Source organism: Streptomyces sp. NPDC096040 (assembly GCF_040303265.1).
GTDB lineage: Bacteria > Actinomycetota > Actinomycetes > Streptomycetales > Streptomycetaceae > Streptomyces.
In genome coordinates, this window is the sequence record NZ_JBEOTA010000007.1 from 1 (window position 1) to 25408 (window position 25408).

General features: G+C 69.7%; 23 protein-coding genes and 2 tRNA genes. 4 read left to right on the forward strand and 21 right to left on the reverse strand.

Features of this window, described 5'->3' with window-relative positions:
- Positions 1 to 76 precede the first annotated feature (76 nt).
- Positions 77 to 149, reverse strand: a tRNA-Ala gene (locus tag ABTY98_RS10580).
- Positions 150 to 262: 113 nt separating this feature from the next.
- On the opposite strand from ABTY98_RS10580, the gene ABTY98_RS10585 reads away from it, so the two are divergent.
- A complete protein-coding gene (locus tag ABTY98_RS10585) occupies positions 263 to 1474 on the forward strand; it encodes a glycosyltransferase 87 family protein (protein ID WP_352220507.1) in 1212 nt (403 codons plus the stop codon).
- Here ABTY98_RS10585 and ABTY98_RS10590 read toward each other — a convergent pair.
- The 3 genes from ABTY98_RS10590 to ABTY98_RS10600 form a co-directional block, all read right to left on the reverse strand.
- Entirely contained in the window at positions 1453 to 1686 is a 234-nt protein-coding gene (locus ABTY98_RS10590; protein WP_006136074.1) for a hypothetical protein, read from the reverse strand. The genes ABTY98_RS10585 and ABTY98_RS10590 overlap by 22 nt on opposite strands.
- A 3-nt stretch (positions 1687 to 1689) precedes the next feature.
- Positions 1690 to 1863: a hypothetical protein gene (locus ABTY98_RS10595; RefSeq protein WP_107408581.1), complete on the reverse strand. Its 174-nt coding sequence runs from the start codon at positions 1861 to 1863 to the stop codon at positions 1690 to 1692.
- Positions 1864 to 1932: 69 nt separating this feature from the next.
- Positions 1933 to 3402, reverse strand: coding sequence for an MFS transporter (locus tag ABTY98_RS10600; protein WP_352220508.1), 1470 nt, complete (start codon positions 3400 to 3402; stop codon positions 1933 to 1935).
- Positions 3403 to 3525: 123 nt separating this feature from the next.
- Between ABTY98_RS10600 and ABTY98_RS10605 the strand changes: the two genes are divergently transcribed.
- Complete coding sequence (locus tag ABTY98_RS10605; RefSeq protein WP_352220767.1) at positions 3526 to 4437, forward strand: helix-turn-helix transcriptional regulator; 912 nt, start codon at positions 3526 to 3528, stop codon at positions 4435 to 4437.
- Between the two features lie 60 nt (positions 4438 to 4497).
- On the opposite strand, the gene ABTY98_RS10610 is transcribed toward ABTY98_RS10605, so the two are convergent.
- The 7 genes from ABTY98_RS10610 to ABTY98_RS10640 form a co-directional block, all read right to left on the reverse strand.
- Positions 4498 to 4570 (reverse strand) — tRNA-Ala (locus ABTY98_RS10610).
- A gap of 136 nt (positions 4571 to 4706) precedes the next feature.
- Positions 4707 to 5375, reverse strand: a complete 669-nt coding sequence (locus ABTY98_RS10615) for a histidine phosphatase family protein (RefSeq protein ID WP_352220509.1) — start codon at positions 5373 to 5375, stop codon at positions 4707 to 4709.
- Positions 5375 to 5815, reverse strand: coding sequence for a ribosome silencing factor (rsfS, locus tag ABTY98_RS10620; RefSeq protein WP_352220510.1), 441 nt, complete (start codon positions 5813 to 5815; stop codon positions 5375 to 5377). Before rsfS ends, ABTY98_RS10615 begins: the two co-directional genes overlap by 1 nt.
- A 104-nt stretch (positions 5816 to 5919) precedes the next feature.
- On the reverse strand, positions 5920 to 7638 hold the full coding sequence (locus tag ABTY98_RS10625) for an LCP family protein (protein ID WP_352220511.1): 1719 nt from the start codon (positions 7636 to 7638) through the stop codon (positions 5920 to 5922).
- 16 nt (positions 7639 to 7654) lie between these two features.
- On the reverse strand, positions 7655 to 8347 hold the full coding sequence (gene nadD / locus ABTY98_RS10630; protein WP_352220512.1) for a nicotinate-nucleotide adenylyltransferase: 693 nt from the start codon (positions 8345 to 8347) through the stop codon (positions 7655 to 7657).
- Between the two features lie 69 nt (positions 8348 to 8416).
- Positions 8417 to 8584: a hypothetical protein gene (locus ABTY98_RS10635; RefSeq protein ID WP_352220786.1), complete on the reverse strand. Its 168-nt coding sequence runs from the start codon at positions 8582 to 8584 to the stop codon at positions 8417 to 8419.
- Positions 8585 to 8751: 167 nt separating this feature from the next.
- A complete protein-coding gene (locus ABTY98_RS10640; RefSeq protein WP_352220513.1) occupies positions 8752 to 8913 on the reverse strand; it encodes a hypothetical protein in 162 nt (53 codons plus the stop codon).
- A 102-nt stretch (positions 8914 to 9015) separates the two neighbouring features.
- Here ABTY98_RS10640 and ABTY98_RS10645 point away from each other — a divergent pair, with 102 nt between their 5' ends.
- On the forward strand, positions 9016 to 10170 hold the full coding sequence (locus ABTY98_RS10645) for a M48 family metallopeptidase (RefSeq protein ID WP_352220768.1): 1155 nt from the start codon (positions 9016 to 9018) through the stop codon (positions 10168 to 10170).
- A gap of 10 nt (positions 10171 to 10180) precedes the next feature.
- Here the strand turns inward: ABTY98_RS10645 and ABTY98_RS10650 are convergent, their stop codons facing one another.
- From ABTY98_RS10650 to proB, 5 genes are all read right to left on the reverse strand, one after another.
- Positions 10181 to 11251 (reverse strand): SCO2583 family membrane protein, encoded by a 1071-nt coding sequence (locus tag ABTY98_RS10650; RefSeq protein WP_352220514.1) that lies wholly within the window; start codon positions 11249 to 11251, stop codon positions 10181 to 10183.
- A gap of 89 nt (positions 11252 to 11340) precedes the next feature.
- Entirely contained in the window at positions 11341 to 11931 is a 591-nt protein-coding gene (locus tag ABTY98_RS10655) for an SCO2584 family spore wall biosynthesis protein (RefSeq protein ID WP_352220515.1), read from the reverse strand.
- A gap of 150 nt (positions 11932 to 12081) precedes the next feature.
- Positions 12082 to 13368, reverse strand: coding sequence for a glutamate-5-semialdehyde dehydrogenase (locus ABTY98_RS10660; protein ID WP_352220516.1), 1287 nt, complete (start codon positions 13366 to 13368; stop codon positions 12082 to 12084).
- 87 nt (positions 13369 to 13455) lie between these two features.
- On the reverse strand, positions 13456 to 13884 hold the full coding sequence (locus tag ABTY98_RS10665) for a DUF8830 family protein (RefSeq protein ID WP_046733220.1): 429 nt from the start codon (positions 13882 to 13884) through the stop codon (positions 13456 to 13458).
- A gap of 125 nt (positions 13885 to 14009) precedes the next feature.
- Positions 14010 to 15116 carry a glutamate 5-kinase gene (gene proB / locus ABTY98_RS10670; RefSeq protein WP_352220769.1) on the reverse strand — a complete coding sequence of 369 codons (1107 nt, stop codon included), beginning with the start codon at positions 15114 to 15116 and terminating at the stop codon, positions 14010 to 14012.
- A gap of 257 nt (positions 15117 to 15373) precedes the next feature.
- Between proB and ABTY98_RS10675 the strand changes: the two genes are divergently transcribed.
- Positions 15374 to 16768 carry a polysaccharide pyruvyl transferase family protein gene (locus ABTY98_RS10675; protein ID WP_352220517.1) on the forward strand — a complete coding sequence of 465 codons (1395 nt, stop codon included), beginning with the start codon at positions 15374 to 15376 and terminating at the stop codon, positions 16766 to 16768.
- Positions 16769 to 16808: 40 nt separating this feature from the next.
- Here the strand turns inward: ABTY98_RS10675 and ABTY98_RS10680 are convergent, their stop codons facing one another.
- The 5 genes from ABTY98_RS10680 to ABTY98_RS10700 form a co-directional block, all read right to left on the reverse strand.
- Positions 16809 to 17969 (reverse strand): glycosyltransferase family 2 protein, encoded by a 1161-nt coding sequence (locus ABTY98_RS10680; protein ID WP_352220770.1) that lies wholly within the window; start codon positions 17967 to 17969, stop codon positions 16809 to 16811.
- A 385-nt stretch (positions 17970 to 18354) separates the two neighbouring features.
- Positions 18355 to 20463 (reverse strand): hypothetical protein, encoded by a 2109-nt coding sequence (locus tag ABTY98_RS10685; RefSeq protein ID WP_352220771.1) that lies wholly within the window; start codon positions 20461 to 20463, stop codon positions 18355 to 18357.
- Between the two features lie 199 nt (positions 20464 to 20662).
- A complete protein-coding gene (locus ABTY98_RS10690) occupies positions 20663 to 22162 on the reverse strand; it encodes a D-ribitol-5-phosphate cytidylyltransferase (RefSeq protein WP_352220518.1) in 1500 nt (499 codons plus the stop codon).
- A 312-nt stretch (positions 22163 to 22474) separates the two neighbouring features.
- Positions 22475 to 23707 carry a hypothetical protein gene (locus ABTY98_RS10695; protein WP_352220519.1) on the reverse strand — a complete coding sequence of 411 codons (1233 nt, stop codon included), beginning with the start codon at positions 23705 to 23707 and terminating at the stop codon, positions 22475 to 22477.
- A gap of 115 nt (positions 23708 to 23822) precedes the next feature.
- Positions 23823 to 25373, reverse strand: a complete 1551-nt coding sequence (locus tag ABTY98_RS10700; protein WP_352220520.1) for an alkaline phosphatase D family protein — start codon at positions 25371 to 25373, stop codon at positions 23823 to 23825.
- Between the last annotated feature and the right edge of the window lie 35 nt (positions 25374 to 25408).

Genomic DNA, 25408 nt, shown 5'->3' on the forward strand with positions numbered 1-25408 from the left:
TGCCGGTGGTGCCATTTTTTTCCCCCCCACGCGGCCCGGCGCACCATCCATTCGGATGGTCCGCCTTCGACTTCTGTGGAGCTAAGGAGAATTGAACTCCTGACCTCCTGCATGCCATGCAGGCGCTCTACCAACTGAGCTATAGCCCCGCGTTTCGCACCGCCCGGTCTCCCTGGCGGCGACGCCAACATTACACGGTCGACGGGGTGCACCACCAAATCGTTTCCGTTCTGTGCGGATACGGACGCTAGTGTCGGACTTCGTGACCGTGATCGCGTTCTCCGAGACCCGGCGCAGGGTGTCGGCTGCCCTGGGGGCGTGCCTCTTGTCGTTCGCGGCGTTCTGGGTGGCACAGCGGGCCGCGCATGTGTCGATGATCGACCTGATGGTCTACCGGGCAGAGGGGGCGACGGTCCTCGCGGGCGGTGACCTCTACGCACTGCGTACGACGGCCGCTCATCTGCCGTCCACCTACCCGCCGTTCGCGGCGCTGCTGTTCATCCCGCTGACGCTGCCCGACGTCACGACCATGCGGACGCTGGCGACTGCCGGGAACCTCGTTCTTCTGGTGGTGTTCGTGGCGCTTTCGCTCCGGCTCGTCGGGCACGCGCGCGTGGAGGGCGTCCTGTGGGTCGCGGCGGCGGCGGTGTGGTGCGAGCCGGTGTGGACGACTTTGCGCTACGGGCAGGTCAATCTGCTGCTGGCCGTGCTGGTCCTGTGGGATCTGTCACGGCCTCCCGCCGAACGTCCGGGCCGCTGGGCGGGGGTGGGCATCGGGCTGGCGACCGCGGTCAAGCTGACGCCGGCCCTGTTCGCGGTGTTCCTGCTCGTCACGGGCCTGATGGCGCGCCGCGTGGGCCGGGACGGGGGGCCGTGGCTGCGGCACGCGCGCGGTGCGGCTGCCGCCTTCGCGGGGGCGACCCTGCTGGCGGCGGCCGTCCTGCCGTACGACTCGTGGCGGTTCTGGACCGGGATGGTGTTCCGCACGGGGCGGGTGGGGCGTGCCGAGGAGACCGCGAATCAGGCCCTGCGCGGCGTTCTGGCGCGGTTGCTGCACACTCCCGAGCCCGGGGCGCTCTGGACCGCCGCTGCGGCACTGACGGCCGTCCTGGGGCTCGCGGTGGCGGTCGCGGCGGAGCTGCGCGGCCGGCGGGGCTGGGCGGTGGCCGGGTGCGCGGTGACCGCGTTGCTGATCAGCCCGGTGTCCTGGTCGCATCACTGGGTGTGGTGCGTGCCCGTGGTGCTGCTGCTGTGGACGCGGGGGCACCGGCCGGCGGCCGCCGGCACGCTGCTGGTCTTCTGCTCGTACGCCCTTTGGTGGGTGCCGCACCGGCACGGACGGCCCGAACTGCACCAGAACGTCGTCGACTTGACGCTGTCGGCGCTCTACGCGGTCACCGGGCTGCTGTTCCTGGCGCTCGCCCGGACATCGTTGCCGAAGCCGGGCAGCGCTCAGGCCGTGACGAACGAGTAGAACCGCTTGAGCGTGCAGTGCTCCTCGAGAAGACGGCCGTAGATCGGCTCGCCCTCCAGCTCACGGTAGGTCTCGATCGGGTCGCCTTTTATGATCAGCGCCCGAGCGCATTCCTCGCACCAGTACTGGTAGTCGGGGTTGATCGGCTCCATGTCGCGGACGATCGGGGTGCCGCTTCCGCACCAGTCGCACTTCCGCCTGTGTGCACCCATCGATCAGCTCCAGCTGTGGCCGCAGGCCGTGCACACGTAGGAGATCCCGCCGTTGTCACCCAGCACTTGGGCCACATGTGCGGAACCGCAGGAAGGGCAGAGCAGCCGGGTGATCGTATCCCGTATCAACGCCGCACCGAGGAGGTGGCCGCCCTCCTCAAGGATGCTCGCAGGCATCGCTACTCCCTCCCGTCGGGCCGCGCCCCCTTCCGGCCGTTTGATTCTGCCACGGCCGGACCAATACGGTCAGCGACGCCTCAGTACCAGTCCGGACACGGCACCCGCGGCCGCCGTCGCGGCGAGCGCCCATGCGCAGGCTGAAAGCGCCTCCGCAGAGGTATACGCCCGTGGCGCCCCAAGTGACTCAAGCCGGTTCAAGAACAGTGTGCCTAATGCGGCGACGCCTATGAGCTGACCGAGCTGGGTGACGGTCGCCAGGAGGCCGCTGGCGTCCGCCGCGTCCTCGGGGCGCACGGTTGCGAGTGCCCCGGTGAGTGTCGGACTGAAGGCGAGCGCGAGCCCCGCGCCCACGCCGGCGTACGCCGCATAGAGCTGCGCGCCCCCGTCGCCGCCGCCGCGGAAGGCCAGCCCGACGCAGGCGACGGACAGCGCGGTCAGCGCGAACCCGGCCGGGGTCAGCAGCCGCTGCCAGGAGGCGGGCCACCTGCGCCAGGTCAGCGCGACGGCGCCGAAGACGACGGCGGTCGGCGCGAAGGTGAGGCCGGCGCGCAGTGCGCCGTAGTCGAGGCCGCGCTGGACGTGCAGGGTGAGGGTGAAGAGGAATCCGGCGTTGACGGCCATGACGGCGAGGATGCGGAAGACGGCCACGCGCATGCCGGGGTGGCGCAGCACCCTCGGTGCGACGAGCGGGGCACCGCCGCGCCGGGCGAGCCTGGACTCGTAGCCGCAGAACAGCGCGAACAGGAGCACGGCTGCCGCCAGGGACAGCCAGGACCACAGCGGCCAGTCCTCCTCCTGGCCGAGCACCAGCGGAACCGTCAGCAGCGACACGGCGGCCCCCAGCAGGACCAGGCCCGGAAGGTCGAGGCCGCGCGCCCGCTCAGGACCGGATCGGGCACCCGTCGGCAGGATGAGCCTGCCGAGGACGAGGAGTACGGCGCCGACCGGCACGTTGACGAGGAACACCGGCCGCCAGCCGGTGCCGAACAGGTCCGCGCTGACCAGGACGCCTCCGATGATCTGGCCGGCCGCGGCGCCGACCGCGAGGACCGCCGAGTAGGCGCCGAGTGCCCGGATGCGGGCCTCGCCGGTGAAGGTGCGCTGGATGATGCTGAGGACCTGCGGGATCATCACCGCCGACCCGGCCCCCTGCACCAGCCGGAACACGATCAGCTCGGTGACCCCCTGGGCCAGGCCGCAGGCCAGCGAGGCCGCCGTGAACAGTGCGAGCCCGGCCAGGTGCACCCGGCCGTGGCCGAGCCGGTCGCCGAGGCGGGCGCCGGTGATCAGCAGCACGGAGTAGGTGATGGCGTAGCCGGCGACGACCAGTTGCAAGTCGGAGCCGGAGGCTTGGAGTTCGGAACCGATGGTGGGGGCGGCGACGTTCACGATGAAGACGTCCAGCACGGCCATGAACAGGGCCGCGAGGACGACCGCGAGGAGCAGCCGGGGCCGGTTGTCAGTGCCGGGTGCTTCACTTTTCGCAGGGCTCGGAGCGAGTGCGGGACCTGGTCCCGTCCGGGGTGTGGTCGTCATGCGTCCGAGCGTGGCGAGGGGCCGGTACGGGTGCCGAGAGCCCGCCGGTGCTGGTACTGGCAGCACCTGGCAGGGGGCGGGTGCGGCGCCCACGATGGAGACGTGAAGACGGGGGACGTGACGATGGGGACGACAGCACACCACCGCAGGCCGGAACTGGCCGCGTTCCTGCGCGGCAGGCGGGCCCGGGTGACACCGGCCGATGTGGGGATGCCGCCGGGACTGCGGCGGCGCACTCCGGGTCTGCGCCGGGAGGAGGTCGCCCAGCTCTCGGGCGTAGGGGTGACCTGGTACACATGGCTGGAGCAGGGTCGGCCGATCAACGCGTCGCCGCAGGTGCTGGACGCGGTGGCGCGGACGCTGATGCTGGATCCGCCGGAGCGGGAGCATCTGTACCGGCTGGCGGAGGTGCCGTTCGCGGCGGCGCCCGAGGGGCTGTCCCGGTCGGTGGGCGTGGAGGTGCAGGGCATCATCGACGCGCTGGACCCGCTGCCCGCGGTCGTCTACACCTCGCGCTATGACGTGCTGGCGACCAACGCCGCCTACCGGGACCTGTTCCTGATACCGGAGACGGTCCGGATCGGTGTGCCGAATGTGCTGTGGACGCTGTTCACGGTCTCCGAGGAGGCCAGCCCGGTGGTGCACCGGGAGCGTGAACTGCCGTTGATGGTGGCGACCCTGCGCTCCTGCTATGGCAGACATGTCGGTGAGCCGGCCTGGGAGGACTTCATACGCGCGCTGTCGCAGGCTAGCCCGTATTTCGCCCGGTTGTGGGCGAGCGGCGAGGTGACGCAGCCGGGGCCGCGGGTGAAGACGTTCCGTCATGAGGCGGTGGGAGAGCTGCGCATGACCTCGCAGTCGCTGTCGATCGACGGGCTGCCGGAGTCCCGGATCGTGGTCTACACCCCGGAGAACGAACAGACGCGGGAGAAGGTCGCGTTGCTGCGCGGGCGCCGGCAGCGGCTGTGGCCGGTGACGGACGAGGAGGCCGCCGAGATCGTCCAGGAATGGAATACGAAGAATCCCGCCCTCTGAGAGGACGGGATTCCCATCATCGATCATTGACAACTCGACAGTGAGTGGAGTGTCGATCTGTGGAGCTAAGGAGAATTGAACTCCTGACCTCCTGCATGCCATGCAGGCGCTCTACCAACTGAGCTATAGCCCCTTGCGTTCTTCCCGTCTTTCCGCTCGGCGGGGCGAACAAGAAGAACTTTAGCCTGCGACCTGCCGGAAAGTGAAATCCGGGTCCCGCTGAGGGCGGCGCGGCCGGAGGATCCTCGGGCGGCGGCCGAGAGGGGCGCTCAGTCGTCGTCGCCGAGGACGGGCTCCGGGAGGGTGCCCGCGTTGTGTTCCAGGAGCCGCCAGCCGCGGGCGCCTTCGCCGAGCACGGACCAGCAGCAGTTGGTGAGACCGCCGAGGCTCTCCCAGTGCTGGGAGTCCAGACCGAGGAGGCGGCCGATGGTGGTGCGGATGGTCCCGCCGTGGCTGACGACCACGAGGGTGCCGTCCTCGGGCAGTTTCTCGGCGTGCCGGAGCACGACGGGGGCGGCCCGGTCGGCGACCTCGGTCTCCAGTTCGCCGCCGCCGCGGCGGACCGGCTCGCCACGCTTCCAGGCGGCGTACTCGTCGCCGTGGCGGGCGATGATCTCCTCGTGGGTGAGGCCCTGCCACACGCCCGCGTAGGTCTCGCGCAGCGCCTCGTCGCGGATCACGTCGAGGCCGGTGAGGTCGGCGAGCTGGGTGGCCGTGTCGGCGGCCCGCCTCAGGTCGGAGGAGACGATCGCGTCGGGGCCCAGGGAGGCGAGCAGGCGGGCCGCGCGGCGGGCCTGGCCGATGCCGGTCTGGGTGAGCTCGACGTCGGTGGAGCCCTGGAAGCGGCGTTCGACGTTCCAGGAGGTCTGGCCGTGCCGCCACAGGATGATGCGGCGGCCGCGGCCCTTGCGGTCGGTCACCTCGCCTGTGGCGCTCATCACCACTCCCCGCCCGGCTCGGCGTCCTCCGCGGCCTGCAGCTTGGCGTGCTCCTCGGCCTTGCCGCGGGTGGCCTTGGCGTCGGCGGGCAGCTCGATCTCGGGGCAGTCCTTCCACAGCCGTTCCAGGGCGTAGAAGACGCGGTCCTCGCTGTGCTGGACATGGACGACGATGTCGACGTAGTCGAGCAGGATCCAGCGGGACTCGCGGTCGCCCTCGCGGCGCACCGGCTTGACGCCGAGTTCCTTCTGGAGTCGTTCCTCGATCTCGTCGACGATCGACTTGACCTGACGGTCGTTGGGCGCGGAGGCCAGCAGGAAGGCGTCCGTGATCGACAGGACGTCGCTGACGTCGTAGGCGAGGACGTCGTGGGCGAGCTTGTCGGCGGCTGCCTGGGCGGCGGCGGTGATGAGCTCGAGGGAACGGTCGGTGGCGGTCACTACGTGGCTTTCCGTCGGCGGTCGTTTGACCTCAAGGGTCTCACGGACCGCCGGGCGCACCCCACGTGATTCCCGGGTCACGCGGGGTGCGGCGGGGTGGCCGCTCAGGAGGAGGACTGCTTGTAGTCCTGGCCGAGGACGACCGAGACGTCGGCGCCGGAGCCGACGGTGCCCTTGGCCACGGCGCCGGTGCCGAGGCCGAGGGTCTTGGCGACCTCGGTGGCGTTGTCCTTGTCGGCGGCGTCGGAGTACAGCACCTTGGAGGTGGCCTGGGTGCCGGAGGCCGTTCCGCCTTCCAGGAAGGTGTAGCCGCCGTTGACGAGGACCACGCGCGCCTTGTCGGTGTTGTCCTTGGCGCCGGTGGCGTTCTGGACGGAGACGCGGATCGCGGAGTCCGCGGAGGGGCTCTTGGCGGTGCCGCCGAGGATGTCCTTGACCACGCTGGAGCTGGTCTTGGCGCTGAGGGTGCCGTCGCTCTGCACGGGCAGCAGGGCGGTCTTGTAGTCGCCGCCCTTGGCGAGGTCGGCGAGCTTGGCGAGGAAGGTTCCGAGGTCCTTGTCGGTCAGAGAGGGGTCGAGGATCTGTGCAAGGGTCTGCACAGTGACCGTGGCGGCCGAGGAGTCGGAGGACATCTTGCGCAGCACACCCTGCATGACCTGCCCGAACCGCTCCAGCTGGGCGTTCTGGGCCTCGCCCGCGGCGCGGTAGGTGGCGTAGGCGACGGCGGCCTTGCCGCTGAGGGTCTGGTCCTTGCCCTTGTGGACCAGGGGCGCCTCGCCCTTCTTCTTGGCGTCCGGGTCGGGGACGTCGGCGTTGGTGTCGATGTCGATGTTGCCGACGAGTTCGACGAGGTTCTGCAGATAGGGGGTGTCGAGGCGCCAGGTGCCCTCGATGTTGGTGCCGAGGACGGTGTCGAGCTGGTCGCGGGTCCCGGAGGAGCCGTCGTCGGCGACGGACTTGGCGAGGGTCGTGGTGGTGCCGTCGTCGTCGGTCATGGCGAGTGAGTTGGGCAGCAGGACGGTGGTGCCCTGCTTGGTGGTGGCGTTGTCGACGAGCAGCGCGGTCGAGGTGCCGCCGCCGCTGGTGTTGTGCAGGTGGACGACGACCACGTCGCGTTTCTGGGCGGCCGCGGATGTCGTCGTACCGCCCTTGGAGGCGGCGGAGGACAGGCCGGGGAGCTTTCCGGCGTACCAGAGGTAGCCGGCGCCGCCGACGGCGACCAGGGCGAGGACGACGACCAGGGCGATCATGCGGCTGCGGGCGCGGCGCTTGGCCTCTTCGCGGCGCTCGGTTCGGTTCTCGGTGAAGTTCAGCCAGTCGATGACGTCCTCGGAGTCACCGTCCGGATCCTCGACGAACGCGAACTGCTCGGTGTGGTAGTCCCGTTCGCCCTCGGCAGGCCGGGGACCGGCGGGTTCCTCGACGGGTCCGGCCTGCTGGGGGATGTACGCGGTCTGCTCGGCGACCCGTGGCTGCCGGCCGCTGGTGGCGGCCTGTCCGTAGGGGTCGTAGGCGGGCCGGCCGCCGGTGCCGTACGGGTCGTAGGCGGGCGTGGCCGGCTGCTGCCCGGTGTCGTGGACGGGGGCCTGCTGCCCGGTGTCGTACGACGGCGGACCCTGCCGTCCGGTGTCGTAGGACGGCGCGCCGCCCTGCTGGCCGCCTCCGGCGTACGGGTCGTACCCGTAGCCCTGTCCGGCGGCGTAGGGGTCGTACGTCTGCTGTGGTTGCGACGGGATCTGGCGGTACACCGGCTGCCCGTACTCGTCGTAGCCGACGAGTTCGTACTGGTCGCTTCCGTAGCCCGCGTCGTATCGGTCGTTCACCGGTGCCCCTCTCGGCTCACTCGCCGCGGTACAGCTCGCGCTTGTCGATGTAGCGCACGACTCCGTCCGGCACCATGTACCAGATGGGGTCGCTCTTGGCGACTCTCGCACGGCAGTCTGTGGAGGAGATGGCGAGTGCGGGAACCTCCACCAGCGAGACGCCGCCCTCCGGGAGACCGCGGTCGGTCAGCTGGTGGCCTGGCCGGGTGCAGCCGATGAAGTGGGCGAGAGAGAAGAGTTCCACCGAGTCGCGCCAGGTGAGGATCTGGCCGAGGGCGTCGGCGCCGGTGATGAAGAAGAGATCGGCGTCGGGGTTGAGGGCGCGCAGGTCGCGCAGAGTGTCGACGGTGTAGGTGGGTCCGCCGCGGTCGATGTCGATACGGCTGACGGAGAACTGCGGGTTCTCCGCGGTCGCGATCACCGTCATCAGATAACGGTCCTCGGCCGGTGAGACCTTGCGGTGGGTCTTCTGCCACGGCTGCCCGGTGGGCACGAACACCACCTCGTCGAGGTGGAACTGGGCGGCGACCTCGCTGGCCGCCACGAGGTGCCCGTGGTGGATCGGGTCGAACGTTCCGCCCATGACGCCGAGGCGGCGTTTGCCGGTGTGCGCGGGGCCCGCCGATGTGTACCGCGGGGTCGTCACCGTGTCCTCGGCGGCATCGGCCGCGTCATTCGCCGGACCGGTAGGCATGTCCTGCTCTCCCATGCGTGCAGACCCTACCGGCCCGGCCCGTGGGCCCCGCCCGGAGGACGGCTGCCGGGCTCGGCCGCCGGCTCAGCGGTCGCGGTTGAAACGGGTGGTGATCCACAGCAGGAGCAGCAGGATGATGAACGCGCTGCCGCCGGTGACGAGCGGGTTGAGGCTGTTGTGGTTGCCGCCGTGCCCCTCGCCCTCGGCGGCGAGGGTGACCAACTGGGCAGCGGCGCTGTGAAGATTCATCATCTGCGGCAGGACCTATCGCGTGTGGACGGGATAAAGACGTCGGCTCATCGTATGCGGGCGGCCCGGCGGCGATCACGCCGACTCCTCCGTTGGGCCCACTCCCCGGCCACAAGAACTCCTCCGGGCCGACCCAGCGGTCGCACGGGGCGGGGAACGATCCCGGCGGCTCAGTCGTCCTTCTGTCTGTACCCGCGCAGCAGGAACCAGGCGGTCAGCGCGCAGCCCAGGAACATGACGATCAGAACGACCCGGAGCAGGTTGCCCGAGCCGTGTTGCTGGGCGGCGCTCGCGGCCTGGGTCAGCCAGGCGGCTTGGGGGTTGTGCTCCATGAGGCACTCCTTCGGCTGTACTGCCCGTCCACGGTATCTCCGCCTAGGCTGGGCCCTGCTTCGGGGGCACCAGTGGGCACACTCACGCACATGGGGGATGACATGTCCGACGACGGCCACGAGCAGAACGGGCGCGAGCGGGTGCCGAGCAGGCAGCGCCGGCGGTTCCCGGGGATCTCCTCGCGCGCGTACGAGCATCCGGCCGACCGTTCGGCCCTGGTGGCGCTGCGCAGGCTGAGCGGCTTCGACACGGTCTTCAAGGCGCTCAGCGGGCTGCTTCCGGAGCGGAGCCTGAGACTGCTGTTCCTGTCCGACTCGGTCCGGGTGTCGGACCAGCAGTTCGCACACCTGAACGACATGCTGCGGGACGCCTGTTACATCCTGGACCTGGAGAAGGTCCCGCCGATGTACGTCAACCAGGATCCGCAGCCCAACGCGATGTGCATCGGCCTGGACGAGCCGATCATCGTCGTCACCACCGGCCTCGTCGAGTTGCTCGACGAGGAGGAGATGCGGGCGGTCGTCGGGCACGAGGTGGGGCACGCGCTGTCCGGGCACTCGGTGTACCGGACGATCCTGCTGTTCCTGACGAACCTGGCGCTGCGCGTCGCCTGGATCCCGCTGGGCAATCTCGCGGTCATGGCGATCGTGACGGCGCTGCGGGAGTGGTTCCGCAAGTCGGAGCTGTCCGCCGACCGGGCGGGGCTGCTGGTGGGGCAGGATCTGCGGGCTTCGATGCGCGGGCTGATGAAGATCGCGGGCGGCAACCATCTGCACGAGATGAACGTGGACGCGTTCCTGCAGCAGGCCGAGGAGTACGAGGCCGGGGGCGATCTGCGCGACTCGGTGCTGAAGATCCTGAACGTGCTGCCGCGCTCGCACCCCTTCACGACGGTCCGCGCCGCCGAGTTGAAGAAGTGGGCGGAGTCCCGCGACTACCAGCGGATCATGGACGGTCACTATGCGCGGCGCGACGGGGACAAGGACACGTCGGTCAGCGACTCGTTCAAGGAGTCGGCGGCGAGCTACGCGAGCGATGTGAAGAGCTCCAAGGACCCGCTGATGAAGCTGGTCACGGACATCGCGGGCGGGGCCGGCGGTCTGGGCGGCCGGGTCAGGCGCGGCTTCGAGGGGTTCACGAGCGCGCCGCCGCCGAGGGGCGCTTCCGCGAAGGACACACCGTCGCAGGACGCTTCGCAGGACGGTCCCGCCCAGGACGGTCCCGCCCAGGACGCTCCCCCGTGGGACGAGAAGTAGCGAGGGCTCGTCAGACCTTCGGTTCGGCCCCGGTGGCCAGCGTTCCGCACAGGGCGGTGGCGCTGTCCGTGGCGTACGGGTTCGTGCCCGCCGGGCCGCCCGCCCTGGCCGTCTCACCTGCCAGCAGCGGATGCAGGTGGTTGGCGGAGTCCTCGGCGCAGGACAGGGGGCCGGCCTGCACGTAAGAGACGACCAGCTGGGTCTGGTGCAGGCGCAGGTCGTCCCGGTCGAAGCGGAAGGTCAGCTCGCGGCGCACGGTGAAGAGGGAGACCTGGGAGCCGGCCTGGGCGCCGGTGGGCCGCAGCGCGTAGACGAGGGTGTGGTCGGCGGTGACCTCCAGGGTGGCCGCGTCGCTCTCGGTGGCCTGCAGGCTGCCCTGGACCCGGATCCTCGGGTCGGCGAGTTCGGCGCGGGTGGGGTCGAAGCGGATCAGCCATCCGGTGGGCGCGTGCCGGCCGTCCGCCGTGGGGTGGTCGACGCTCTGGTCGAACTGGTCGAGCTGCCCGGGGTCGAGCAGCACCCGCGGGGGCCGCACCTCACTGCTGTCGAGGACCTCGGGGTAGAGCGCGGAGCGGACGATGTAGTCCTTGGCCGTGGTCAGGGCGGTGACGACCTGGCTGTCGGAGAAGTGCGCGGTGCTACGCGCCGGCGGCAGCGGTATCCCCTCGGCGCCGACCCCGTACTGCGCGGCGGGGCTGTGCGCGAACAGGGCCTCGGCGTCGGCGGCGCCGGGCACCTTGCCCTGCGGGGCGAGCGGGATGACGGTCATCCGCAGGGGCTCGGCGGGCTGCTGGGCCTCCTGTGTGCCGTAGGGATGGCGGACGCCCATGTAGATCGCGGTGCCGAAGGCGACGAGGATCAGCAGGACGAGGACCAGGGCCTGCCGGGTGAGGCCCCGGCGCAGCGGCGGGCGGCGGCGTACTGCGGGCGCGTGGTCGGCCATGCGTTCGCGCGCGGAGGACTCCTGGAGGCGGGCAGCGCGGACGAACGATTCGTCGAAGACGACGGATCGGTACTCGTCCTCTCCACCCACGGGGCCGCCCTCGGGTGTCCCCTCGGGTGGGTCCACAGGCCCGCCCATACTCTCAGAGTAGGTCTCGGAAGCCTCAGGTAAACGCCCTGCTACACGACAACTTCTGACAGGTTCTCACCAGGACGGGCAATCGCCGCTCAGGGGGTGCGCGGGACCGCGGAGACCGCCGACTGGGCGGGCTGTGCCGGCTGGGAATAGTCGGCGGACACGGAGGGTGCCGCCGCGGTGCCCTGCTCCAGGCCGGTGGAAGGAGGCCTGGGCACCTGGTCGCGGCTGCCTCCGGAGGCGCCGCGATAGACCGCCGCGAAAGCCAGCGCGACCATGCCGATGCCCATGACGAGAGCGAGCAGCCAGGCGACGGGACGGTGCCAGCGGACGTGCTTGCCGTACGTCCCCGCGGCGCCGTACCGGTCGTCGAGAACGTCGGGATCGTCCAGGTCGTCGAGGTCGGCACTGTGGCCGTAATCGGGGCCGTCGGGGCCGAAGACGTCGTCGTAGCGCTCGCCCCTGGCGTGGGCACGGCGGGCCTCGGCCTCGGAGGCCTCGGCTCTGGCCTGTGCGGCGGCAAGGAGGCGTTCGACCGCGGTCGGCTCGTGGATCACGGCCGCCTTCACGAAGGCCTCGTCGAAGACCACGGAGTCGAACTCTTCGTCCGACATCCCGCGGTCATGGTCGTCGTCGGGCTCCCAGCCGTCAGGGAACGGCGTGCCCCCCACGTCCTCCGGCACGGATCCAGAGTAGACCTGGGGGGTCAATTTGGGCAGACGGTATGGAAATTCATAGGCCCGGTGAGACACCTCTCACGCCCGTGCGGGCCCCCGCACGCCCTTCCGTGTGCCCGCACGCCGTCGGGTGGGAGCGGTTGGGCCGTACGGGTGTCAGCGGCGGATGTGGCCGTCGCCGGTGACGATGTACTTGGTGCTGGTCAGCTCCGGCAGGCCCATGGGGCCGCGGGCGTGCAGCTTCTGGGTGGAGATGCCGATCTCGGCGCCGAAGCCGAACTGGCCGCCGTCGGTGAAACGGGTGGAGGCGTTCACAGCGACGGTGGTGGAGTCGACCAGCTGGGTGAAGCGGCGGGCGGCCTGCTGGGAGGTGGTCACGATCGCCTCGGTGTGCCCGGAGGTCCACAGCCGGATGTGCTCGACAGCCCTGTCGAGGGAGTCGACGACGGCGGCGGCGATGTCGTACGACAGGTACTCGGTCTCCCAGTCCTCCGGGACGGCCTCGACGACGGTCGCCTTGGAGCCCTTGGCACAGGCCAGCACGCGTTCGTCGGCGTGGACGGTGACGCCGGCCTCGGCGAGGGCGTCCAGGGCCCGCGGCAGGAATTCGGCGGCGATGTCCTGGTGGACGAGGAGGGTCTCGGCGGCGTTGCAGACGCTGACCCGCTGCGCCTTGGAGTTGATCAGGATGTCGATCGCCATGTCGATGTCGGCGTGGGCGTCGACGTAGACGTGGCAGTTGCCGGTGCCGGTCTCGATGACGGGGACCTTGGACTCCATGACGACGGTCTGGATGAGGGAGGCGCCACCGCGCGGGATGAGGACGTCGACGAGGCCGCGGGCGCGCATCAGCTCGTGGACGGACTCACGGCCCTCCCCCGGCACCAGCTGGACGGCGTCGGCGGGCAGCCCGGCCCCACCGACGGCGTCGCGCAGGACGCGGACGAGGGCGGTGTTGGACTCGTAGGCGGAGGCGGAGCCGCGCAGCAGGACGGCGTTGCCGGACTTCAGGCAGAGGGCGGCCGCGTCGACGGTGACGTTGGGGCGGGCCTCGTAGATGATGCCGACGACACCGAGGGGGACGCGGACCTGGCGCAGGTCGATGCCGTTGGGGAGGGTGGAGCCGCGGACGACCTCGCCGACCGGGTCGGGCAGCTTCGCGACGTCCCGGACGTCGGAGGCGATGGCACGGACCCGTTCGGGGGTGAGGGTGAGGCGGTCGACGACGGCCTCGCTGGTGCCGTTCTCGCGGGCCTTGGCGACGTCCTTGGCATTGGCCTCGACGATCTCGCTCGCACGGACCTCCAGGGCGTCCGCGATGGCGAGCAGCGCGTCGTCCTTCACGGCACGCGGCAGCGGCGCGAGGTCGGCGGCGGCGGCCTTGGCACGGTAGGCGGCCTGGGTGACCGGGGACATGGCGTCGTACGGCGAGAGCGTGGTCATGGGGGAAGGGTAGTGCGCGCCGACCTCCCGTTCATGTGTCATCCCATACCGCGAGACGGGATCAAAAGGGGGCAATAGCGGTCACCGTCAGAACGGGTGGATACCGACCGGTGTCGCCGGTGGCGGACCGTAGCCCTCGGCGATCCGCTGGTGGTAGGTGGCCCGGTCGATGACCTCCAGGCCGACGATCTCCCAGGCCGGCAGGCCGGCGGTCTGGCGGTGCTCGCCCCACAGGCGCAGCGCGACGGCCGCGGCGTCGTGGAGGTCGCGGGCCTCTTCCCAGTAGCGGATCTCCGCATGGTCGCAGGCGTAGCGGCTGGTGAGGAGGAACGGATGGTCGTGAGCCAGTTGTTCGAGTCCGCGGCGCAGTTCCGGCAGGGGGACCTCGGCACCGCAGACGCTGAGGGTGACGTGCCACAGGCGGGGCAGGTCCTTCGGCTCCTCGTAGGTGTCCCCGGCCGCGACGCTCGTCAGAGCACCGCGGGACGCCGCAGCCCCAGGGCGCACTCGTCTCACGACGGCCTCCTTCAGCTGTGCTCGTGCGGAACAACGTGTCCCTGAGACAAAGTTGAGCAGGCCGCAAGGGTTCGTGTGGCGGTTTTACGGAACGTCCCCCACCGGGTCCGTCGTTACGGCCCGTTTTACGGGTGCAGGATCACCAGGTCGTCCCTGTGTACGACCTCGCGTTCGTACGCCTGGCCCAGCTCGCGCGCCAGCTCCCTGGTCGAACGCCCGAGCAGCTGGGGGATCTCCTTGGCGTCGAAGCTGACGAGCCCGCGGGCGACCGCGCGCCCTTCGGTGTCGCGCAGCTCGACCGGGTCGCCCGCGACGAACTCGCCCTCGACGGCGGCGATGCCGGCGGGCAGCAGCGACTTGCGGCCCTGGACGACGGCACGGACGGCGCCGTCGTCCAGGGTGAGCGAGCCCTGCGGGGTGGAGGCGTGCTGAAGCCACAGGAGGCGGTCTGCGGACCGTTTGCCGGTGGGGTGGAAGTAGGTGCCGGTGTCGCCTCCGGAGAGCGCGTCCGCGGCGTGCACGGCGCTGGTGAGGACGACCGCGATGCCCGCGGCGGCGGCGATCCGGGCGGCCTCCACCTTGGTGACCATTCCGCCGGTGCCGACGCCGGCCTTCCCGGCGCTGCCGATCTCGACGCCGGCGAGGTCCTCCGGGCTCTTCACTTCCGCTATCCGTGAGGTGCCGGGCTTGCTGGGGTCGCCGTCGTAGACGCCGTCGACGTCGGAGAGGAGGACCAGGAGGTCGGCGTGGACGAGGTGGGCGACGAGGGCGGCGAGGCGGTCGTTGTCGCCGAAGCGGATCTCGTCGGTGGCGACGGTGTCGTTCTCGTTGACGACCGGCAGGGCGCCCATCGCGAGGAGTTTGCCGAGGGTGCGGGAGGCGTTGCGGTGGTGGGCGCGGCGACTCATGTCGTCGGAGGTGAGCAGGACTTGGCCGACGCGGACGCCGTAGCGGGCGAAGGAGGCGGTGTAGCGGGCGACGAGCAGGCCCTGGCCGACGCTGGCGGCCGCCTGCTGGCGGGCCAGGTCCCTGGGGCGGCGGCGCAGGCCGAGCGGGGCGAGTCCGGCGGCGATCGCTCCCGAGGAGACGAGGACGACTTCCTTCTCTCCCCCGCTGCGGCTCTTGGCGAGGACGTCGACGAGCGCGTCGACCCGGTCGGCGTCCAGGCCGCCGGAGGCGGTGGTCAGCGAGGAGGAACCCACCTTGACGACGATCCTGCGGGCCTCGATCACGGCCTGCCTTGCCCTTGCCACGTCCTGTCCCCACTTCCTTGCGCGTGGCAGCAATCTACGCGAACGGGACGGGCGTCCGGCCGCCCGTCCAGCCTCCGGACACGGCGACGGACGCAGCGGCGGACGGGTACCGCTGGAGGCGTGGCGTGATCCCGTGGTGACGGACCGCACATGGCAAAAAGGTTGTGTTGACTGTCTATGGAAATCGAAACGAACTTAAAGTTAATTTGAAGTTTGTGTCATCTAAAGATCGCAGCGTGAAGCGCATCCTCCTCCGGTCGGGAAAGAGTCCCTACGACGTCGTCACCGTCGAGGAGGCCCTGCACCGGGACGTCATCGCCACCAATTCGGGCAACCTGATCTTCAGCGATGCCGCGCACAAGATTCTCGGGACCCCGGACACCGAGGTCGTCTCGAACGGCATGCCCTCCGACGTCTCCGCCGCCGCGCGCATCAACGACGAGTACGACGCCTTCGTCATCCCGCTCGCCAACGCCTTCCGCCCGTCCTTCGAGAGCGCGTTGAAGCGGATGACGCGGCTGATCTCCAAGTTGAGAATCCCGGTCGTCGTGCTCGGCGTCGGTGCGCAGACCGGGGTCGGCTACAACCCGGACCGGCTGAAGCGCATCGAGCCCACCGTGCGGGAGTTCTGCGCGGCGGTGCTGGAGCGCAGCGCGTCGATCGGCGTGCGGGGCGAGTTCACCGAGCAGTACCTGAGAAACATGGGCTTCAAGGACGTCGAGGTCATCGGCTGTCCTTCGCTGTTCCTGTACGGCGACCGGCTCCCGGTGCACAAGAAGGCACTGGAGTTGACACCGGATTCGCGGATCGCGATCAACGGCTCGCACAGCGCCGTACTCGCACAGGGCCTGGACCGGATCATCACGCGCACCCACGAGCGCTACCCGTATCTGCGGTTCGTCGGCCAGAACCTCAGTGACGCACGGCAGTTGCACTGGCGGGACCTGTCGGACCCGAACGCTGCGGTGGCCGCGATGCCGACCCACCCTGACCACCCGATGTTCCGCGAGGACAAGGTGCGGGTCTACGTCGACCCGGTCACCTGGATCGACGATCTGCGCTCTTTCGACTTCTCCTTCGGTTCACGCATCCACGGCAACATCGCGGCGCTGCTCGCCGGCACGCCGGCCACCGTGCTGTGCGGTGACTCGCGGACGCTGGAGCTGTGCCGTTACTTCGAGATACCGCATCTGCGGCTGGACCGGGCGGTCAGGGACCCCGATGCGGCGGACCCGGCGAAGCTTTACGCGGAGGCCGACTTCGGCGGGCTGGTCGGCGGCCACCGGGAGCGCTTCGAGCGGTTCACCGGGTTCCTCGACAGGAACGGTCTGGAGAACACCTTCACGCACGGCGACGGCGGTGCGGCCTTCGAGGAGCGGATGCGCGCGCTGGAGTTCCCGGCGGGCATCCGCCCCTGGAACGAGGCGGACCTCGCCTCGCTCACCTCGCGGTTCGGCTGGCTGCACAGCCGTATCGACGAACTGTCGCTGGACAACGCCAGGTTGCAGAGAGAACTGGCACGCGCGGGGGCCCGCGCCAAGGCGGCCGCCGTGCCGCCGGCCTCGGTCTATCGGCGGGCCCGGCGGGCCGTTGGCAGGCCGATCCGGCGGGCGCTGAGGGCGGGCCAGTAGGTCCCGGTAGAGCCCGGTCGGCCGGGCGCCGCGCGCCCGGTCAGGCCGCCACCGCTTTGACTTCCCGTGCCGGCAGCGACCTGCGGAGCTTGCGCAGGGCGCGCCGCAGGAAGGTGTTGGCCGCGTCTTCGCGGTAGCCCTCGACCGCGCGAGCCTCTCGGGGTTCGGCGAGGTAGATCCAGTCGGGGACGCCGGCCGTCCTGGAGCGGAAGTGCGGGTAGGCGAGGTAGACACGGGTGCCGCGCTTCTCCAGGACGGCCCCGGCCTGTTTCTTGGCGCGCACGAACTCGACGACGTCCAGCAGGAGGTCGGGGCGCTGTACGGCGACCAGGTGAAGTCGCAGCCGTTCGTGGACCCTGAGGCGGCGGGCGATTTCCGGATTCCAGTGGGCGTCGACGAGCGGCTTCGCCAGCTCCAATTTGTTCCGGCGTACTTCGTCGCTGTCCTTGAGGAACTTGGGACCGAACTGCGGGAGCAGGGTGACCAGGAACGGCCGGACCATGAGCGTGTCGCGACGCGGTCCGGCCGGGACCATGTCTGCGATCAGGTTCATCAGGGCGCGTGCCGAGTCGAAACGGAGGGTGTAGCTGCCGCTCCTGGTGACGTGTTTGCCGTCCTCGCGACCGACCAGGTAGTAGCAGGGGTAGTCGGCGACCACGGAGACACCGTCAGCGCGCAGATAGGCCTCCATGGTGAACAGCGCGTCCTCGCCGGTCCACAGGGACTCGTCGAAACGCATGTCGTGCTGTTCGAGAAAAGCGCGGCGGAACAGTTTCTGCGCGCTGAGCGTGAACTTGATGTTGGAGGAGAAGACGTCGGTACGTTCTAGCGTTCTGCCCCACATGGACCGCGGGGGTGTGCGGTTGATCCCCTCGACCTTGCCGAGGACGACGTCCGTGTTGTTCTTGTCGGCCATGGCGACCATGCGCGCGAGGGCTTCGGGGCCGAGACGGTCGTCGGCGTCCAGGAAGAACACGTACCGGCCGGTGGCCTTGGCGAGGCCGACGTTGCGGGGGCCGCTGGGGCCGCCCGAGTTCTCCTGCCGGATCACGGTCACCGGCATGGTGGCGCGGGCCGCGAACTCCTCCAGGTACTCCCCCGTGCCGTCGGTCGACCCGTCGTCGACCGCGATGACCTCCAGGCGTGCCGGGTCGAGGGTCTGGCGCTCCACGGAGGCCAGGCATTCGACGAGATACGGCATCGCTTCGTACGCCCCGATGATCACAGTCACATCAGGCTGCGCAACGACGGTCACGTTTCCCCCTAGTCAATGGTGCGTTCCCCCTGCGTCGCCTCGATCTCAACGCTTTAGATGGCCGGTCGGCACAACCGGTTGCCTCAGGGAGAGCTTCCCGTGGCCCATCTCACATGACGAACGGCCAGCCGTGCGGTGTACAGCGGGTTACGTCGAGAGAGTACGGACGTGAGGTAAGAGCTGCTCACCGGAGACCGCGAAGCGCTGGTAAGAAGAAGCGGTGCGAATGGCTAAGCAAAGTTAAGAAGACGAGAGTGCGGGGGCGCGGCCGAGGGGCTGGGTCCCGGAAGTTCTTCCGGGACCCAGCCCCTCGGCGTGGTTGTGCGAGCGGTCAGCCGGTGATGGTGCCTTCGGCCTCGCCGGCGGCCTTCACCGGGTCCCCGGGCAGCAGTTCGGCGAGTTCGGCCGCCTCGGGGTCACCGGCCGCGATCAGGGCCTCCTGGCCCAGGTTGCGGGTCTCGGCCTTGCGGGCGAGCGCGGCGACCGCGGCGTTGAACTGCTCGATGGAGGTCGGCTCGTCCGGGCCCAGCAGATACCGCTTGAGTTCGTCCCGGTCCCCGGCCAGCGGATCGGCCGACGGATCGCGTACGGCGTCCAGCAGGGCGTCCAGTTCCTTGGCGCTGTTGGAGAGGATCACGGCGGCGCGTACAGCGGTGTTCGCCCGCTTGAACTCCTCCACGCCGACTTCGGCGGAGTCGGTGACGGCGTACGGCTTGCCGCTCGCGATGAAGTCCGAGACGACGCTGGAAATGTCGGAGACCATCGCGTCGGAGACGTTGAAGCAGTCGTACAGGCGCGGTTCGGCGCCGGTGATGACCCGGTGCTCGTGGTCGGGGAAGGAACGCCAGTGGGCGTCGTTCCACTCGGCGCGCAGCCGGGCGATCTCCTCGTGCTTCTTCAGGTCGACGACGTCGTCCCGGCTGGCCTCGGCCTCGTCGCGCTTCTCGTCGCCGGTGCCGGTCAGCTCGGCCAGGCGGGACTCGATACGGGTCAGCTCGGCCCGCGCCGCCGCCTGGGCGGCCGTGTCGGTGGTGAAGCGGGCGTCGGCGGCTCGCTGGGCGGCGGCCTTCTCGACGAGGGCGGTGACGCGCCGGTGGGCGGCGGCCGCCGCGGCGCTGACGGTGCCGGTGAAGGGGTGCGGCTTGTAGAGGACGCGGACCGGCGGGTCGGCCTTGACCAGCTTCTTCACGATGTTCTCGCCGGCGAGTAGGAGGGAGGTGTTGCCGGGGTTGTCGTCCCAGCCCTCCCAGGTGGGCGCGTAGAGGACGGTGGGACAGCGTCCATCGGCGGCGGCCCCGTCGCGAGGGCCGGCGGGAAGATCCGGCCGGCTCTGGATGGGGGCCAGCTGCGGGCGGCCGACCTCGACGATGTCCTCGTCGCGGACACCGACGTCGGCAAGGGCGTAGCGGTCGCGGCCCGCGCGGCCGGCGGTCCACACCTCGTCGTAGGCCTTGCTGAACGGGTTGACGCTGGCGAGCTTGTCGCTGTCGCCGTGGCCGATGAAGACGTGCTTCATGGTGGGGACGCGCAGCAGGTGGATGTTCTTGCCGACGTTGGCCGCGTAGAGGGCGACGCGGACCGTGGAGAGGTCCAGGTTCATCAGGTGCACACCGCCGGGCACGCAGATGACGGGGACCGTGGTCGGGGCGAGGTTCTGCAGGATGACCCGCTCGCGCAGCAGGACCAGCGGGCGGGACTCCAGCTGTTCCATGGTCTCCAGCCACATGTTGACCTGGTAGGCGGAGTCCTTGGAACCGGAGAAGTACAGGACGGTCTCGGGCTTGTACCGGCCCAGCCAGTCGTCGACGGCGGCCAGCACGGTGTCGTGATCCGGCGGGATCTTGCGGCCGCGTACGTACGGCATCAGCACCAGCACGTACAGGCAGCCCAGGGCGAGGGTGATCCCGATGCCGACGGAACCGGCGACGGCGTTGTCCATCATCGCCGAGACCAGCAGGCCGACGACGGCCGAGAGGTCCAGGTGGAGCATCTTCTCGGCGGAGCGGTCGAGCAGGCCGCGCGGCGGGGCGTCCGGGATGCGGATGCGGGACTTCAGGTCGACGTTGCGGGTGGCGACCGGCATCCTGCGGCGATTGCGGATCAGGGTGACCAGTGCGCCGTGCGGGGCCTGCAGGCCGTAGAAGGCGATGAAGCAGGCGATCGCACCGTAGAAGACCAGGTCGTCCGAGAGCGACATCCGGGCCAGCAGCAGGATCAGCAGCAGCTGCCGGATCAGGAAGCGGATCGACAGGCCGGCCCGGACCTTGCTGAGGCGGTTGACGAGGTAGCTGCCCTTGCGGTGCAGGTAGTGGTCCGCCAGGTACGTGACGGCGGCCGCGGCCGCGAAGGCGTAAACGCTCGGGACGAGCGCGGCGACCATGAGCACGGGGAAGCCCAGCATCATGAGTGCCGCGGCGGCCAGCTCGGCCGCGCTGCCCACCCGGGCGACGCGAATAGCGGTGGATATCACGGAGAACCTTTTGCTGACAAAAAGGCCTGAATTTGACCTTGCGGACAATCTGGGAGGTTGTCGATCCGAGAGGTTGTCGAACGGGGATTTCTACGGTTCAGGCCCCTGTGATTGCTCCGCGAACGCGCAGCCACAGAGGCCTGAATTACAGATGTCTAATGGACGTCGATTATGCCACGCCGTTCTGTCGGTCCAGGACACTGGCCAGCGCCTGCTCGAAGCCGGAGGCCAGGCCGGCGGCCGCCGTCGGGTCCTGCTGGCGGACGTCGATGACATGGCCGGTGAGTTCGGACAGCAGCACGTCGAGCGAGGTGCGGGCGACGGCCTCGGAGGAGAGCAGCGAGCCCGTCGGCTCCTGGCCGAACGCCTTGGTGCGCATCGGGGTGGCGGTGCGCTCGGGGTTGACGCAGTTGACGCGGATCGCGTCGCCGGCCCACTCGTCGGACAGGGCCTGGGTGAGGTTCACCATGGCGGCCTTGGTCGAGGAGTAGAGGCTGTACTCGGCGCGGCCGCGGGTGTAGCTGCTGGAGGTGTAGAGCAGCAACTGGCCCTTGGTCTCGGCGAGGTACTTGTAGCTGGAGCGGGCGATCTGCACCGGGGCCAGGTAGTTGACCTTCAGCGCCTCCTCGATGGTGGCGTTGTCGGTCTCGGCGAGTTTGCCGATGCGCAGCACGCCCGCCGTGTTCACGACGTAGTCGATCCGGCCGGTCTCGGCGTACGCCTTGGAGAGCGCGTCGTCGACCTCCTCCGGGTTCTCGACGTGGGTGCCGGTGGTGGAGCGGCCCAGCGCGTAGACGTTCGCACCGTAGGACTCGGCGAGTTCGGCGATGTCCTTGCCGATGCCGTAGGAACCGCCGAAGATCACCGCGGTCTTGCCGGTGAGCAGCTCGCGGTAGGCGTCCTCGTCCTTCTGCTCGGGCGCGGCCGTGGAGCCGAGCTGGAAGAGCTTGTCGGCGATGAAGACGTCGACGGGCTGAGTGACCTTCATGTTGTACTCGTCGCCGGCGACGACGTGGATCGGCACGTCCGGCAGGTACTTGAGCACGACGGTGCAGTCGTCGGTGGCCTGGAAGTTGGGGTCGCCGTCGGCGACTTCGTAGGCCCGCTTGATCGTGGACAGCTTGAACGCCTGCGGGGTCTGGCCGCGGCGCAGCCGGGAGCGGTCCGGGATCTCGGTGATGAACTCGCCGTCCTCGCCGTGTGTCCGCGTCACGATGATGGTGTCGGCGGACGGGATGGCGACGTCGACGGCCTGGTAGCGCTCCAGCGCTGCCACGCAGTCGTCGATGACGCGCCGTGACAGCAGGGGGCGTACGGCGTCGTGGAAGAGGACGTTGAGGTCCTCGCCCTCGGCCAGGCCCTCGCCGAGCGCCTCGATGGCGCGCTCGGTGGTCTCGTTCCGTGTGTTGCCGCCCTCGATGATCTTCTTGACCTTTGTGAACCCGGCCTTGGCGACGATCTTCTCGATGTCCGCGACATAGCCCGGCGCCATCAGGACGATGACGTCGTCGATCGAGTCGGCCTTCTCGAAGGTGGTCAGGGTGTGCTCGATGACTGCCTTGCCGGCGATCTTCAGCAACTGCTTGGGGATCGACAGACCCACCCGCTGGCCGGTGCCACCGGCCAGGATGACTGCGGTGGTTCGGGGCTTGGCTATGCGCTGGGACACAGGTGACCTACCTTGGGGCATCAGGGAACCAGGAAATGGTCCCACTTCCGGTAACCGCAGTGCAAGGTGAGTGCCGCCCACTGCATATGTGCCCGCAACCTTTCATTCACCTTGCATCGCCGACGATGGCACCTTGCATCGCTGGTGACGGGCGTCGCCCGTCGGACGTCCGGGCAAGTTCCGTGAATTTGCTGTGAGTAACTACACAGGGCATTCCGATTGCTGTGCGTGACGATCGGCACGTCTCAGCAGAGCTAAGCCATCCGGCTAGGACGACTTAGCACAGCTAAGCCGTCCGCTCGCAGGACCCGCTCACCGCCGCCGCAGCTTCTTCAGACACCGGTGCCCCAGGACCCGTACCAGTTCCTTCGACGACGTCTGGTGCACCGTGCGGGCGTTCGCCTCGGCGGTGTGGCGGACCGGTACCGCGGCCGCCGCGGCGAGTGCGCCGTACAGTGCCTGGGCGGCGACCTCCGGTGCGACGCGGGGCTCGCCGGCGGCCGGACCGCCGGCCGGTTCACGTTGCTTGGGTACGGCGGAGAGCAGGGTCGGGTCGCCGATGACGCGGACGCCCATGGTGCCGATGCGTTCCACCATCTCGGCGCCGATGCGGCCGGCGGCCTCGACGGCCCAGTCGGGGGTGGAGATCTTCACGTCCTCGGCGGTGGGGCTGCACGTGTTCTTCATATGCATGACGGCGCCGTTGCGGACGAGCTTGGAGTAGAGCTCGGCGGGCAGTCCGTTGCCGCGGAATTCCACGTTGAGCTTTCGCAGCATTTCGGTCTCGGCGAGGGTGAGGGAGCGGTTCGCCGTGTCCGGGACAGGCCGGAGCAGGTTTTCGGGCAGTCCGAGCAGCGCTTCGAAGGTCCGCATCAGGCTGTCGCGGTCCCGGTCGTCGACCACGACGACGGTGATCCGGTCGGAGCCGACCGCGCCGATCCAGCGTTCGACCAGCCGGTCGTGCCGGTGCCGGCGCCAGAAGCTGGGGTTGGGCTTCTCATAGGGGGCCTTGCGGAGCATGTGGTCCAGCCAGTCCTCGTACCCCATGCGCAGCCCGTTCTGCACGTACTGCTGCCACTGCGAGGGCATGATCCGGGCGATCGGGCGCAGGGTGACGAGGACATGGACGCGGTCGCCGCCGAGCTGCTCGACGATGCGGGCGACCGTCTCGTCGTCGGGGGCGTCGGCGAAGAACTCGCTGCTGATCACCGAGGTCCGGGATCCGGTGGCCTCCACCTGCTTGAGCAGCCGCGTCCAGTGCTTCTCGGTGGGCACGGTGTCGCCCATCATGGCGGGCCGGGCGCAGGCGGCGAGCGCGGCCTCCATGGGGTGCCGGGTGCTCGCCGGGAACTCCACGCCGTGCTCGGGCAGCCTGTCCTTCGCGGCGAAGAGTGCGCCCTGGATGGCCGTGGTGCCGGTCTTGTGGGGGCCGATGTGCAGCAGGCGGGTGCCGGCGGGCAGTGCGGCAAGGGGACCGATGGGACCCATGGAACCTATCGGGGCGTTGTTCACCGGGGCCTCGCCTCTCGTACAGTCCGTCTCCATGGTTAACGGAAGGTAAGACGTTTACCTTAGGTTCACCTGAGAGAAGCCTGGGACACAGATGAGTCCCAGGCCCCCCGTTACACAGACTTGGCTGTCGGCGCGTCCGGCTCGCTCGTCAGACGACCTGTACGCCCGGTTCGTCCGTCTCGACGCGCAGGGTGGCGAAGGTGCTCGTGGTGGCCTGCGGCTCGACGACGGTGTCGACGACCCGCACACGTGCGTCGATGCCGTCGCGGCGGATGTCGAAGAGGTGGTAGCCGCGGTGGGCGTCGATGACCTTCCAGTGCGGGTTGTCGGGCTTCAGCGGGTCGAACTGGGCGTGGAAGGCGGCCTGGTCCTGGTCGCCGTTGCTGGAGATGGAGGTGCCGACGAACTCGGCGCCGACCACGTCCGACGACGGGTCGGCGAAGTCCTTCTTCAGGTCGCTGATCATCGTGAGGTGCCGGTCGCCGCTGAGGACGACGGGGTTGCGGATCGAGGCGAACTCGTCCAGCAGGGCGTTGCGTTCGGCCTGGTAGCCGTCCCAGGCGTCGTAGTACCAGAGTTTTCCGTCGCCGGGCAGGATGTCGGTCTCGGCCATCATGATCTGCGAGGCGATCAGGTTCCAGCGGGCCGGTGAGTCGTGCAGTCCGTCGAGGAGCCACTGCTTCTGCCGGGCGCCGAGCATGGTGAGCGAGGGGTCCTCGGCGGCCGTCTGGCTGGTGACCTGGTCGCTGCGGAACTGCCGGGTGTCGAGGACGTTGAGCCGGGCCAGCCGGCCGAACTCCAGGCGGCGGTACATCTGGATGTGCGGCCCGTCGGGGATGGCGGTCGCCCGGACCGGCATGTGCTCGTAGTAGGCCTGGAAGGCGGCGGCCAGCCGGGCGACGAACGCGTCGTGGGACTGTTTGCCGGGGTCCTGCGGGACCTGGCCGGCCCAGTCGTTGTCGACCTCGTGGTCGTCGAAGGTGACCACCCAGGGCGCGTTCGCGTGCATCGCGGCGAGGTCGGGATCGCTGCGGTACTGGGCGTAGCGGTTGCGGTACTGCGCCAGGGTGTACGGCTCTCCGGTCCCCTCGTGGCGGCGCGGGCCGGCCGAGGACGGCGTGGACTCGTAGATGTAGTCGCCGACGAAGAGGACGATGTCGGGGTCCTGGGTGAGCATGTCGGCGTACGGGGTGAAGTAGCCGTGCTGCCAGTTCTGGCAGGAGGCCAGGGCCACGCGCAGGGAACCGCTGTTGGCGTGCGGGTGGGGGGCGGTGCGGGTGCGTCCCGTCGGGGAGATCCGGCCGCCGGCGCGGAAGCGGTACCAGTAGGAGCGGTCGGGACGCAGTCCTCGTACATCCACGTGAACACTGTGCCCGTACTCGGGCCGGGCGTGGGCGGTGCCCCGGCGGACGGTCTTGCGGAACCGCTCGTCCTCGGCGATCTCCCAGGCGACGGGGACGACGGCGTCGGGCATCCCGCCGCCGTCGAGGGGGTCGGGGGCGAGCCGGGTCCAGAGCACGATGCCGTCGGGGAGCGGGTCGCCGGAGGCGATACCGAGACTGAACACGCCGTCGGGCAGCGGGGTTTCGGCCGCCTTGGCGGCGGACGGCAGCCAGAGCTGGGCGGATGCGGTGGCCGTGAGGACGGCGGCACTGGCGGTAAGAAAGCGGCGTCGGTCGGGCGATGGTACTCCGGTCATGCGCGGACTCCCTTTGCCACAGTGGCCTCTTGAAC